Below are 12456 nucleotides of genomic sequence, written 5' to 3' on the forward strand. Positions count from 1 at the left end.
TCCTTGATTCACTTTCGTGTAGTATTTAAACAATAATAACCTTAAAACTTGCAGCATCAATTGGCTTTTCCTACAGCATTTAATGTGACAATATTCAATAATCCTTGAAATCTGTTTTGTAGTATAGTAATAGATAAAATTTGCCTGAACTGCGTTGATCCAAAACTGCATGGAATTGAAACTCTTATGAATATTCCGATTCGCCAAATCTCTGGCGTAAGCGAAGCAGCCGCCCAACAATTAGAAAAATTAAATTTATTGACATCACACGACCTACTTTTTCATTTGCCCCGTGACTATGAAGATCGCAGCACCATTATCAATATCCAACAAGCACATGTTGGACGCACTGTATTATTACAGGGTGAAGTCAAATCAGTCGATTTTCCGGCAGGAAAACGTAAATCCATGGCGGTACTACTACAAGATGGTACCGGCAAGATTACCCTACGGTTTTACCATTTTTATAAGGCATTGATGGACCAACTCGCCATGGGAAATATTGTCCGAGTTTTTGGCGAGGTACGTCTGGGATCGCGTGGACTGGAAATTTACCATCCGGAAATCCAGAACATCAATGATCAGGTACCGCAACCCAAACAGCAACTCACTGCGATCTATCCCACCACCGACGGTTTAAAACAGCAAAAATTACGACAAATCATTGATTATTGCCTAAAACACTATGCCAATGATTTACCAGAACTCATCCCCGAAGGCCTGGCAAAAAAATATGATTTAAAACTGGCACTTGACTATATTCATCATCCACCAGTCAACAGTAACGTACAACAATTACGTGAAGCCCGCCATCCCGCCCAGCAGCGTTTAATTTTTGAGGAACTGGTTGCACATCAGCTTAGCCTATTACAACGACGGCATTTTATGCAGCAGATCCATGCTGCCAAAATACAACCCAGCAAAGCCATCCTAAAACAATTTCTGGCACAATTAAGTTTTCAACCCACTGCCGCCCAAAGTCGGGTGACACAGGAAATTCTGACCGATTTACAAAAAGATAAACCCATGCTGCGTCTGGTACAGGGCGATGTGGGGGCCGGAAAAACCGCGGTTGCTGCCATGGCAGCGACACATGTACTGGAAGAAGGCTGGCAAGTGGCTATTATGGCACCTACCGAAATTCTAGCAGAACAGCATTTTATCAATTTTGCCAAATGGTTTGTGCCTTTGGGGTTTGATGTGGTGTTTCTGGCCTCAAAACTTAAAACTCGAGAGAAAAATAAAGCGCTGGCACAGATCAATGACGGAACAGCGCAAATTGTGGTCGGCACACATGCCCTGTTTCAGGAACAGGTACAATTTCAAAAACTTGGCTTGGTGATTATTGATGAGCAACATCGCTTTGGCGTGGATCAACGATTGGCTTTACGCGATAAGGGTAATCTGGGTCTGACACCGCATCAACTGGTGATGACCGCCACACCGATTCCCCGCACGCTTGCCATGAGTGCGTATGGTGATCTGGATACCTCAATCATTGATGAATTACCCCCTGGTCGAACACCGATTCAAACCGTTGCCATGCCACTTGATAAACGCGAGCAAGTGTTACAACGTATTTATCAAAATTGCGTAGAAGGCAAACAAGCTTACTGGGTCTGTACATTGGTGGAACAATCGGAAAGTCTGGATGCACAGGCAGCCGAAGTGATTTTCAATGAATTGACAGAAAAATTTCCCGATTTAAAAATTGGCTTGGCACATGGCAAACTGAAACCCGAAGAAAAACAAGCCGTCATGCAGCAGTTTAAAAACAATGAATTACAACTGTTAATTGCCACGACAGTAATCGAAGTCGGTGTAGATGTTCCCAATGCCTCAATTATGGTGATTGAAAATGCCGAGCGGCTGGGATTATCACAATTGCACCAATTGCGGGGACGTGTCGGTCGGGGTTCACAACAAAGTTTCTGTGTATTGCTGTATAAATCACCGCTTTCACAAAACGGACAGGCGCGTCTGGATATTTTAAGACAAAGTAATGATGGTTTTGAAATTGCCGAACGTGATCTGGAATTGCGGGGTCCGGGTGATATTCTCGGCACCAAACAAACCGGTAATCTGAATTTTAAAGTTGCCGATCTACAACGTGATGAATATTTATTGGTCAAAGCACATCAGATTGCTTCAGAGATGATTCAGCAAACACCGGACAAAGCCGAAGCATTAATTCAACGCTGGTTACCGGAAGCACCACGTTATGCATTTGTCTAACTTAAGTTTTTTGGACTGGAAAAGGTATGCGCCATGTTGTTTATGCGGTGAATCGCGTGCAATACAGCATAGCGTATGTCAGCAGTGCTGGGATGGTTTGCCGTGGCAAAAACAGCACATCCATCGACATGACATCGAATGTTTTGTCAGTTGTCACTATGACTTTCCGATCAATCGTATCATCCATCAATTCAAACAACAGGGAAAATTTGAATTTATTGAACTTTTAACTGCATGTTATTTAGAAAAGCCAAAACCTCGGGTTCAGGCGATTGTACCAATGCCGATTGCCACCGAAAAACTCATTCAGCGTGGTTTTCATCCTAGCTATCTATTGGCAAAAGCCTTATCGCATCACTGGCAAATTCCAATCTGGCAACCAGTGTCACGTCATGATGGTCATGCGCAGCGCGGCTTATCCCGTGCAGACCGACTGAGCAATCTGCTTGATCAATTTTATTTGAATACCGAACACTGCCGTTACAAGCATGTATTAATGCTGGATGATGTAATCACCACCGGCGCCAGTCTGGCTGCATTACAGCAACAACTTGAACAATTGGGCTGTAGCCAGATTCAGTCAATGTGCTTATGTGATGCAGTACACTGAGCTTGCCACCATGGAATAATCAATTCTTTGGTTAACGGTGCCAGCGGATAATCATCACGTTTTTCTATATCCAGCCATAACATTTCTGCCAGCTCTGCCTGAATTTTCGGTTCACCTTTGATCGTGACCAAAAAAGTATGGCTCACCAATTGATGATCAGGCTCATTGGCCGCCTGTGTATGATAGGTCTGAAGAAAGCGCAACTGCGAAACCTCACACCCGATTTCTTCCAGAATTTCCCGTTTCAAGGCTTGCTCTGCCGCTTCATCGACTTCTAGTTTGCCACCAACCTGCATAAAAGCACGGGTATTCTTTTTCCGCACTAGCAATAATTGTCCTTGCTGATTGGCAATAATGGCAGAAGCGACAGTAATCGTATTACGGTTGGACATTGCTATTTTGCCATTTTGCTTCGGGTGGCTGATAGTTGGCAAAAGCCTTTAAAATATCTTCAATATCATCAGATTGCGTTAACATTTCAGCATAGCGTGTTTTGGTAAACTGTTTATCTACCATATGCTCAATCATCTGTAACAATGGATCATAATAGCCTTTGGTATTCAAAAAGGCACAAGGTTTTTGATGAATCCCTAATTGCGCCCAAGTCCATTGTTCAAAAATTTCTTCCAATGTACCTGCACCGCCTGCTAATGCCACAAAACCATCAGACAACTCGGCCATTTTTTGTTTGCGTTCATGCATGTTATCGACAACATAGAGTTCGGTAATGCCATTATGGGCAATTTCCCGATCAACCAGATGTTTAGGCATCACACCTAGCACTTTCCCACCATGCGCCAGTACACTATCGGCAACTGCGCCCATGAGCCCGACTTTACCGCCGCCATAGACCAGCGTCAGACCTTTTTTTGCCAGAACTTCACCTACAGATTGTGCAACTTGAAGATAAACAGGGTCATTACCTGCGGAAGAGCCACAAAAAATACAAATTGATTGCATATAATTTTAAACCTAGCGTTCATCGATTGGTCATATCACCATAGTATAAACCTAGGGCTGACTGGCTATTGTTAAATTGGTGCAGGAGTAGGGTAAAAATTCATCAAATGAAGTATCGTCTTCATGAGATAAATCAATGTTCCCGAATAAGCAACCTTAACTTTTTACGAAAAATATTTTTTAGCTAGTGATTTTTACCCTAGAGCTTGACTACAATAGGCAGGTTTATTTTTCCCATTGATCATCGCGCAAGGAAGACTGATATGTTAGAAGCCTTTTATGCCACTGAGCGCGGTAGTTTGGAAGATGTCACCATTAATGGTGGCTTCGATTTACATCAGGATTTGGCCTGGATCGATCTGATTGCACCAACGCAAGAAGAACAACAGTGGATCTTGGATGCCTATAAACAGAATCTTCCAACCCTAAAATCATTAGAAGACATTTCCTCATCAGCACGTTTTTATCGTGATGATGATGGTATTTTGCATATCAGCACCTACTTCCTCACCAAAAATAAAAATTTTCAGGTCGATGGCGAGTTGGAAGATCTGGAAAATACGCTAGCTGCGACAGTTCATACCGTTGCTTTTTTGCTGGATAAAACCCGACTGATTACCCTACGGGGAGAAAAACTGGTTGCTTTCCGGGCGTTTCGTGCCCGTGCCCGACGCAATGATTATGATATGGATTATAAGGATCCTGTCTGGATCTTACTGGGGTTATTGGAAGCCAAACTGGATGAGTTGTCAGATATTCTCGAAGATACCCATAAATATCTGGAAGAATATTCAGCAGAAGTGTTAAACAACCATCACCGTGAACAAATTCTTGATCTCGATGACATGATTACCCGACTTGCGCATCAAGAAGATATGCTGGGAAAAGCACAGCTGTGTTTGACTGATCTGCGCCGTGTATTGACCTTTCTCTCTCGTCCACGGGCTTTGGGTAGTCATATCTATGATGCCGATATTCGCGAGATGAACGAAGACGTGCGTTCATTGCTGGAACATAATACCTTTTTGTTCCAGAAGTTAAAATTCTTGCTCGACATCACCACAGGTTTTGCCAACACCGAAATGAATGAAACCTTTAAGCGTTTCTCGATTTTACCGAGTATGTTGGCACCACCAATGCTAGTGGCTGGTATTTATGGTATGAATACCGATGTATTGCCCTTTTCACAAGGCCCAATGAGTTTTGTCATGGTCTTTGGTATTGTATTATTCTTCCTGACTGCACCGATCATTATCTTTAAATGGAAAAAATGGATTTAATCACATGACCTAAGACGTAAAATATCATTTTGCTTCTTAGGTTGTAAAAATGCAGTCTTGCAAGACAGCAGATTCTATTCAATTTTCTTTTCACAGACCGATTCTTTAATTTAGGATAAACATCCGGATAATGATTCCGGATCATGCAATAAAATTAGAGAATTTTTATGATATATCTTGCGCTGGCGCTCACTGGTATTTTAGCTGGTTTCATTAGTGGTATCGTCGGCACAGGATCATCCATTATTTTGTTGCCGATTCTGGCTTATTTATTTGGCGCAAAACTTGCCGTACCCATTATGGCGATTGCTTCAATCATGGGTAATATCTCAAGAGTAATATTATGGCGTAGTCAGCTTAATATTAAGGCTTTTTTGCTCTTTATTTGCTTGGGTATGCCAATGACGATTCTTGGCGCAAATACCCTTTGGATTATTTCTCCGGTTGTTTCCGATATTATCATCGGTTTATTTTTTATTTGCTTGATTCCAATCAGATACTGGGCCAAAGCCCATCACTTCCAACTCAATAACATGCAATTGGTTCTTGCTGGTGCGGTATTAGGTTATTTGACCGGCATTGTATTCTCAACCGGTCCATTAACCTTGCCGATATTTAGTGGATTTGGTTTAACCAAAGGTGCATTACTGGCCACCGAAGCCGCTGCATCATTTAGCATCTATCTAACCAAGGTATTTACCTTTGGTCTGTTAGGCGCTTTAAATGGACAAACCATCATCATCGGAATAATGGTTGGGCTAACCTTGATGCTGGGCAATTATATCGGTAAATATTATGTCTTACAGATGTCAGAGCAATGCTATCACCTGTTGCTGGATTTAATGTTACTGATAGCAGGTCTAGCCATGTGGTATTCTGCCTATACGGTACTTTAAAATCATTTAATCAAAATTTGATTCATCAGACTGTTTTTTAAATAGATATAAACAAAACTGCGCCTGAATTTTAAATTGATCCCGAGCTTCCAGTGCTGCCCGCTTATCCGCCTTGGCCTTCCACGCATAGGGTGTCATGGCAATTAAATCTTTGAGTTGTTGCTGATTCAGGCTTAAATCATCTGTAATAAGATGCTGTTCAATAAGCTCAAACTCTGGCTGCAACTGGGTAATAAACTTTTCCGGTTCATGCACCTTGACCTGATCAAATAAGGCTTCACGCATGGCATATAAATGCTGCGGTGCAGGTGTGGCAACCAGTAAATACCCCTGAGATTCCAGTACACGTAACATTTCCATTTTTGGTAATGGGCTAAAAAAACTGCTACACAATCGTAACGACTGATCCTGTACCGGAAGTATCGCACCTGTACCGACCACCCAAACTACCTGCTTCTGTGTATCTTGTTTTGCAGCAATCTGCACCGCCGACTTGGCAATATCCACCGCAATTAAATCCGGTACAACCTCGGCCATAGCCTGTGTGTAATATCCCTCACCACAGCCAATATCAATAGCCGACTGGATATTTAACTGCTGTAGTACTGCAACAATTTTGTGCTGTAAGCTTTGATAAAATCCAGCCGTTAAAAAGCGCCGACGGGCAGCCACAGCCTCGGGTGTATCCCCCGGCGATTTACTGTGTTTATGCTGGACTACATGCAAATTGACATAGCCTTGTTTGGCCTGATCATAACTATGGCGATTGCTGCATTGCCATGTCTTGTCCTGAAGTGTCAGATTTTCCCTGCACACAGGACACATTAAATTCACCGTCATTCAGGCTTTCTCGTCTAAATTCTTTAAATAGGCTTTGGCTTGCATACCCACAAAGGTCCGCCCGGCATTCTCACCCTGAATCCACTCATCCACATTAAATAAATCGAATAAGCCAATTTTTACCAATGTCGGTACGGCAACTTTTAATTCTTGTTCTACTGCACTGCGTTCAGCTGCACCACTTTCATAACGATTGTAAAGTGCAATATTATGCAACATGGTCGCGACCGTTCCGGTTTGAACACGACTACCATCTTTTAATGTCACCTGTGTTAGAACTTCACCTGCTTCAACCACTTTATGATTAATTTGTGATAATTGATCTGATCCGGAAATTTTAGACATGTCTACACGCTTCCTGTTTTTGAAATTTCAAATATTTGATTAAACATTTGTCTGGTCTGCTGCGCGATCTGCTCATTATAGCCATCGACCAGAAAACGACTGATTAACCCTTCCAATAAGGTATAAAGCAAATCTGCAAGGTCTATTATGCCAGATTGAGGACAACAATAGTGGCAAATCAATTGATATAACCATTGTTTATGCGACCTTGAAATTACAATGATTTCAGTTTGTTCTACATTGGCTTCGGCCACTGCACGTACAAATAAACAGCCCTTAAACGTATCGGTCTGGAACCAGTCCAAGTGCCAGTCGAAAATTTTATTTAAGGCATTTAATCCTTCCGCCTGTCCAATATAATCCGTTAACGTTTGCCTAAAGCGTTGATCTCTAGCTTGTAGCACCGACTGTACCAACTGATTTTTATTTTTAAAATAGGTGTACATGGTGGTTTTGGAACAGCCCGATTCATCCCGGATTAAATCTACTCCCACCGCGGTGAAACTCTGTTGATTAAACAAGCTTTCTGCCGTGTTCAAGATTTTATCTGCCGACTTTGACATTTTGGATGGATTAGACTGCATAAATTTCCTTTATAAAATAGTACAGATCTGTACTATTTAAAATAATAACGCTATGATCATAAAAAATCAATCCGAGTACACCATCATGGCTTTTTACTTACAACAGAAAAAACGGCTGGCGTCATTTTTCCAGCAATCTGAAGTTTTACGTAGTTTAATCGGTGGGACAGCTAGTATTTTGGCGTTACTCTGGTTAACTCAATTCAGCCAGCACGTCTGGATTATGGCGCCGTTCGGTGCAAGTTGTGTCATTCTTTATGCTGTTTCTCAATCGCCTTTGGCACAGCCTAGAAATGTTATTCTAGGGCATTTTATCTCGGCATTGATTGGTTTACTGTTCCTGAAATTCTTTTCCACATCCATGCTCAGTATCGCATTTGCGGTAGGTTGTGCCATTGCCGCCATGCAACTCTTAAAATGCGTTCACCCGCCTGCTGGTGCCAATCCATTGGTAATTTTACTAACCGCCAATACTGTGCAGTACGACTGGAGTTTCTTATTATTTCCGACTTTATCAGGCGCTATAGTTCTGGTGTTAATTGCATGTATTGTCAATAATATCGGTCGTCACCAGAAATATCCTGTACAAGGATTTGCATGGTTAAAAAAATAAGTATTAAAAAACCTGCAATTTCTATCACAAAATTGCAGGTTAATATAGATTGCAAACTTAACGTAATTTTAAGGTCATTAAGCCCACGACCACTAAAATGATGGTAATAATCCAGAAACGGATCACCACTTGGGTTTCTTTCCAGCCCTGTTTTTCATAATGATGATGTAAAGGTGCCATTAAAAACACACGTTTTTGCCGCATGCGTAACGAGCCAATCTGCAAGAATACAGAGATTGCTTCCATCACAAATACACCGCCCATGATGGCAAAGACAATTTCCTGACGTACCATCACCGCAATAGTACCTAGCATTGCACCAAGTGCCAGTGCACCAACATCCCCCATGAAAATTTGTGCAGGATGTGCGTTATACCAAAGGAACGCCAAACCCGCACCAATCATGGCAGCACAAATCACGACCAGTTCTGAAGCATAGCGGATATAAGGAATATGCAGATAATTGGCAAAACGAATATCACCCGCCAGATAGGCAAATACACCCAAACCAGCAGACACCAGAACAATCGGCATAATTGCCAAACCATCCAGACCATCGGTTAAGTTGACTGCATTGGAAGCACCATTGATCACCAGATAGGTAAACACAATAAATGCCAAACCAAACGGGATCACAGACAATGGGATACTGATATTCTTAAAGAACGGGATCAGTAAATCCAGCATATTGGCCGTGACTGCTGGATTACCCTGCTGGGTCGCAATGATATACAAGCCAATCCCGGCACCTAATGAACCAATAGACGTCCAAAAGAATTTCTTCCGCGCTGGTAAACCGGCATTGTCTTTATAACGGATTTTAATCCAGTCATCGGCCCAGCCCACTGCACCAAAGATCACCATGACACCCAGCACAATCCAGACATAAGGATTGCTCAGGTCTGCCCAAAGCAAGGTACTAATACCGATAGACAGTAGAATTAATACCCCGCCCATGGTCGGTGTACCCATTTTTGCAGCATGATTTTCCGGTGCAAAGCTACTTACAGCTTGTCCGTATTTAAGCGCACGCAACTTACGAATCATGACCGGACCCAAAAATAGTCCAATCCCCAAAGCAGTTAAAACGCTCAGTAAAGAACGTAACGTTAGATATCGAACAACCTGAAACGAGCTATGATAGCCTGCAAGGTGCTCAAACAGCCATAACAGCATTTAAAGTTTCTCCATCAATGCCGCCAATACATCTTCCATATGGGTATAACGTGACCCTTTAAACAGGAAGCTCATTGGCTGTGGTTGATGCTTATTGACAATGGTCAACAAGGCTGCCAAAGCATCCTGTTGATTCGTATAAGCTGAACAATGTGCAGCTTTCGCCCCATTGGCGATGATTGTGGCATATTCGCCAACTGCAACAATATAATCGAGTGGTTTCTCTGCCAGTGCCTGCCCCAAAGCAAAGTGTTCGGCTTGGGCATCATCACCCAGTTCACCAATATCACCGATCACCATGACTTTAATACCATTTTGTTGGGCAAGGACATCGGCAGCCGCACGCATGGAATTTGGATTGGCATTATACGTGTCATCAATCAATAAGTATTGTTGATGTTGAATAAAATTCAGACGTCCTTTTGCCCCTTTGGCTTGTGCCAATCCAAAGACGATATCTTCCAGACCTACTTGCATGGCCAGTGCAAAGGCTGCGGCTGCTTCGGCATTATGTACATTATGTTCACCGGCAAAAGGCAATTCGATGTGGACTTCGCCCTGTGGCGTAATTAAATCAAAACTTGAAGACTGGGCATGAAGCTGGATATTTTCGGCATAAATATCGCCACCTTTGCCAAAGCTCAGTTGTCTATAAGCTTGCGCCGCTTGACGGATAGGTTCGACAAAATCATCTGCGGCCGGAATAATCGCAATCCCACCTGTTTTAATGTGTGGATAAATTTCCGACTTTGCATTACAAATACCTTGTCGTCCACCAAATTCACCTAGATGTGCAGTACCAATATTAATAATACCGGCCACATCAGGCTGGACCAGATTCGAGGTATAGTCAATTTCCCCCTGATGGCTAGCACCCAGTTCCATTACTGCATAACGATGCTCATCAGGACGTAACTCCAGCAACATCATCGGTACACCCAGATCATTATTCAGATTGCCGCGTGTGACCAGCGTAGCCCCCAAACGGGAAAAAATACTGCCCAGCATTTCCTTGGTGGTGGTTTTACCACTACTACCAGTTAAAGCAACCACGTTTAGATGCTGACATTGCTGGCGGCGATAGGCCCCCAGATGTCCCAATGCCAGACGAGTATCAGCAACAATTAACTGTGGAATAGATAAACCAGTGATTTCACGCTGTACGATCACACAGGTTGCACCCTGTTCGACCACTTGTTGTACAAAGTCATGTGCATCAAAACGCTCACCTTTTAACGCTAGGAAAGCATCACCTGCTTTTGCCTGACGAGAATCGGTGAGAATACGCAGGATAGAGGTGTCTGGATGTTGATTGTGCAGCCACTGCCCTTGTGTTGCCTGTTGTAGCTGATCGCTAGACCATGGCACTAGAGGCGCAGTGCTGGTTGTAGAGGTATGCATAAACGTTCCTATTGCGCAGGATAAGCCGATGGCGATAAATGATGCGGGGTATCAATGGCAGACTGCACTTCAACCACATCATCAAACCAGTGTCGAACACCATCAATTTCCTGATAATTTTCGTGCCCTTTGCCTGCAATTACCACAATATCACCGGGCTGTGCATGTTTTACGGCAAACTTGATTGCCTCACGTCGATCATGAATTTCCTCGACCTGATGACCATTAAAATTAATCCCGGCTTTCATATCCGCAAAAATTTGTACAGGATCTTCACTACGTGGATTATCCGTGGTCAAAATCACCTGATCGGCATGATTCAGGGCAGCTTGAGTCATTTCCGGACGTTTGCCGCGATCACGATCTCCACCACAACCAAATACCGCCCATAATTGGCCTTCAACATGATGTTGTAAACTGATCAATACCTGCTCTAATGCATCTGGGGTATGGGCATAATCGACAATAAATAATCGTCCCTGATCACTCAGCGTTTGCATACGGCCCGGGGCACCTTTAAGCTGCGGAATCAGGGCAATAATATCAGGCAAGGCAAAGCCCAGTTTTTCTACACAAATGATCGCAGCCAATATATTTTCTACATTAAAATGGCCTAGCAGCGGACTCTCAACCTGATATTGACCAGACGGACTATCCAAAACAAATGTTGCACCAGATAGACTAAATTGCAACGCCGAAACACGATAATCTGAGCGTGCTTCAGACAAGGCATACAACCAGATCTCAGGCTGGGCCGGATTGTTTTTTGCATGTTCAATCATTAAAGCGGCATGATCATCATCATGATTGATCACCGCATGTTTTAAACTAGGAAAATCAAATAAACCGGCTTTGGCTCTGGCATAATTTTCTAGCGTTTTATGATAATCCAGATGATCACGGCTTAAATTGGTAAATGCAGCAACCTCAATCGGCGTACCTGCCAAACGGCCTTGTTCAATGCCGTGTGAGCTGGCTTCCAGTGACAAAAACTTTGCCCCTTGCCGACTAAAATCATAATACATTTGCTGAAACTGCAAGGCGTCCAGTGTGGTATGGCTGGATGCCTGCAAATTTGGCAAAATGCCATTACCTGTCGTTCCCATCACGGCAGTCGCTTGTCCCAGCAAAGTCAACAACTCGGCAATCAAACGAGATACCGTGGTTTTACCATTTGTTCCGGTAACTGCAACTGCACGCGCCAATGTTTGCGGCTGTCCTGCCTGTAAAAATGCCTGTTGTAAACCGCCCAAAATTTGGCGCAGATTGGCAACAAATAAAATACTGTCCTGTCTTTCAAGCTCAACTTCGGTTAATACCCCAATCGCTCCCTGTTGCAAGGCTTGCTGAATATAATGCTGCGTTGCAGTTACATCATTATGCAGCCCCTGCAATGCAATAAAAATATGACCTGTCTGTACTTTGCGACTATCCAGACAAAAACCATTAAAGGATTGCATCGCCCAGTCAGGAAGCTGCTCATCATGCGGGAAAATTTCAGATAAAGTCGTCATGA

General features: G+C 43.1%; 13 protein-coding genes. 5 read left to right on the plus strand and 8 right to left on the minus strand.

Annotated features, from left to right (window positions below; genetic code table 11):
• Positions 1-186 precede the first annotated feature (186 nt).
• Positions 187-2235 carry an ATP-dependent DNA helicase RecG gene (recG, locus tag CAP51_RS04305; RefSeq protein WP_087619499.1) on the plus strand — a complete coding sequence of 683 codons (2049 nt, stop codon included), beginning with the start codon at positions 187-189 and terminating at the stop codon, positions 2233-2235.
• Positions 2222-2845 (plus strand): ComF family protein, encoded by a 624-nt coding sequence (locus tag CAP51_RS04310; RefSeq protein ID WP_087619500.1) that lies wholly within the window; start codon positions 2222-2224, stop codon positions 2843-2845. The genes recG and CAP51_RS04310 overlap by 14 nt, the downstream gene beginning before the upstream one ends.
• Here CAP51_RS04310 and CAP51_RS04315 read toward each other — a convergent pair.
• Complete coding sequence (locus tag CAP51_RS04315) at positions 2812-3237, minus strand: NUDIX hydrolase (protein ID WP_087619501.1); 426 nt, start codon at positions 3235-3237, stop codon at positions 2812-2814. The genes CAP51_RS04310 and CAP51_RS04315 overlap by 34 nt on opposite strands.
• Complete coding sequence (locus CAP51_RS04320; RefSeq protein ID WP_087619502.1) at positions 3224-3805, minus strand: LOG family protein; 582 nt, start codon at positions 3803-3805, stop codon at positions 3224-3226. The genes CAP51_RS04315 and CAP51_RS04320 overlap by 14 nt, the downstream gene beginning before the upstream one ends.
• 263 nt (positions 3806-4068) lie before the next feature.
• Here CAP51_RS04320 and CAP51_RS04325 point away from each other — a divergent pair, with 263 nt between their 5' ends.
• Together CAP51_RS04325 and CAP51_RS04330 are read left to right on the plus strand one after the other, a co-directional pair.
• Positions 4069-5085 carry a CorA family divalent cation transporter gene (locus CAP51_RS04325; protein WP_087619503.1) on the plus strand — a complete coding sequence of 339 codons (1017 nt, stop codon included), beginning with the start codon at positions 4069-4071 and terminating at the stop codon, positions 5083-5085.
• Positions 5086-5252: 167 nt separating this feature from the next.
• Positions 5253-5981 (plus strand): sulfite exporter TauE/SafE family protein, encoded by a 729-nt coding sequence (locus CAP51_RS04330; protein WP_087619504.1) that lies wholly within the window; start codon positions 5253-5255, stop codon positions 5979-5981.
• A gap of 6 nt (positions 5982-5987) precedes the next feature.
• Here the strand turns inward: CAP51_RS04330 and CAP51_RS04335 are convergent, their stop codons facing one another.
• Genes CAP51_RS04335 through CAP51_RS04345 form a run of 3 tightly spaced genes read right to left on the minus strand, consistent with a single transcriptional unit; the run spans position 5988 to position 7729 of the window.
• Entirely contained in the window at positions 5988-6821 is an 834-nt protein-coding gene (locus CAP51_RS04335) for a putative RNA methyltransferase (RefSeq protein ID WP_425426736.1), read from the minus strand.
• Positions 6822-7166: a DUF7709 family protein gene (locus CAP51_RS04340; RefSeq protein ID WP_087619505.1), complete on the minus strand. Its 345-nt coding sequence runs from the start codon at positions 7164-7166 to the stop codon at positions 6822-6824. It abuts the gene before it with no gap.
• 2 nt (positions 7167-7168) lie between these two features.
• Entirely contained in the window at positions 7169-7729 is a 561-nt protein-coding gene (locus CAP51_RS04345) for a TetR/AcrR family transcriptional regulator (protein ID WP_087619884.1), read from the minus strand.
• A gap of 106 nt (positions 7730-7835) precedes the next feature.
• On the opposite strand from CAP51_RS04345, the gene CAP51_RS04350 reads away from it, so the two are divergent.
• On the plus strand, positions 7836-8363 hold the full coding sequence (locus CAP51_RS04350) for an HPP family protein (protein WP_087619506.1): 528 nt from the start codon (positions 7836-7838) through the stop codon (positions 8361-8363).
• Positions 8364-8420: 57 nt separating this feature from the next.
• Here the strand turns inward: CAP51_RS04350 and mraY are convergent, their stop codons facing one another.
• Genes mraY through CAP51_RS04365 form a run of 3 tightly spaced genes read right to left on the minus strand, consistent with a single transcriptional unit; the run spans position 8421 to position 12454 of the window.
• Entirely contained in the window at positions 8421-9539 is a 1119-nt protein-coding gene (gene mraY / locus CAP51_RS04355; RefSeq protein WP_087619507.1) for a phospho-N-acetylmuramoyl-pentapeptide-transferase, read from the minus strand.
• Complete coding sequence (locus tag CAP51_RS04360; RefSeq protein ID WP_087619508.1) at positions 9540-10940, minus strand: UDP-N-acetylmuramoyl-tripeptide--D-alanyl-D-alanine ligase; 1401 nt, start codon at positions 10938-10940, stop codon at positions 9540-9542. It abuts the gene before it with no gap.
• A gap of 8 nt (positions 10941-10948) precedes the next feature.
• Positions 10949-12454: a UDP-N-acetylmuramoyl-L-alanyl-D-glutamate--2,6-diaminopimelate ligase gene (locus CAP51_RS04365; protein WP_087619509.1), complete on the minus strand. Its 1506-nt coding sequence runs from the start codon at positions 12452-12454 to the stop codon at positions 10949-10951.
• Positions 12455-12456 lie beyond the last annotated feature (2 nt).

Origin of the sequence: Acinetobacter populi (assembly GCF_002174125.1) — a bacterium.
GTDB classification, from domain to species: Bacteria; Pseudomonadota; Gammaproteobacteria; order Pseudomonadales; family Moraxellaceae; genus Acinetobacter; species Acinetobacter populi.

Coding starts and splice junctions, on each gene's coding strand:
- mraY (WP_087619507.1), bottom strand. CDS start 9,539: ATGCTGTTATGGCTGTTTGAGCACCTTGCAGGCTATCATAGCTCGTTT.
- CAP51_RS04360 (WP_087619508.1), bottom strand. CDS start 10,940: ATGCATACCTCTACAACCAGCACTGCGCCTCTAGTGCCATGGTCTAGC.
- CAP51_RS04365 (WP_087619509.1), bottom strand. CDS start 12,454: ATGACGACTTTATCTGAAATTTTCCCGCATGATGAGCAGCTTCCTGAC.
- CAP51_RS04310 (WP_087619500.1), top strand. CDS start 2,222: ATGCATTTGTCTAACTTAAGTTTTTTGGACTGGAAAAGGTATGCGCCA.
- CAP51_RS04325 (WP_087619503.1), top strand. CDS start 4,069: ATGTTAGAAGCCTTTTATGCCACTGAGCGCGGTAGTTTGGAAGATGTC.
- CAP51_RS04330 (WP_087619504.1), top strand. CDS start 5,253: ATGATATATCTTGCGCTGGCGCTCACTGGTATTTTAGCTGGTTTCATT.
- CAP51_RS04335 (WP_425426736.1), bottom strand. CDS start 6,821: ATGACGGTGAATTTAATGTGTCCTGTGTGCAGGGAAAATCTGACACTT.
- CAP51_RS04340 (WP_087619505.1), bottom strand. CDS start 7,166: ATGTCTAAAATTTCCGGATCAGATCAATTATCACAAATTAATCATAAA.
- CAP51_RS04315 (WP_087619501.1), bottom strand. CDS start 3,237: ATGTCCAACCGTAATACGATTACTGTCGCTTCTGCCATTATTGCCAAT.
- CAP51_RS04345 (WP_087619884.1), bottom strand. CDS start 7,729: ATGTCAAAGTCGGCAGATAAAATCTTGAACACGGCAGAAAGCTTGTTT.
- CAP51_RS04320 (WP_087619502.1), bottom strand. CDS start 3,805: ATGCAATCAATTTGTATTTTTTGTGGCTCTTCCGCAGGTAATGACCCT.
- recG (WP_087619499.1), top strand. CDS start 187: ATGAATATTCCGATTCGCCAAATCTCTGGCGTAAGCGAAGCAGCCGCC.
- CAP51_RS04350 (WP_087619506.1), top strand. CDS start 7,836: ATGGCTTTTTACTTACAACAGAAAAAACGGCTGGCGTCATTTTTCCAG.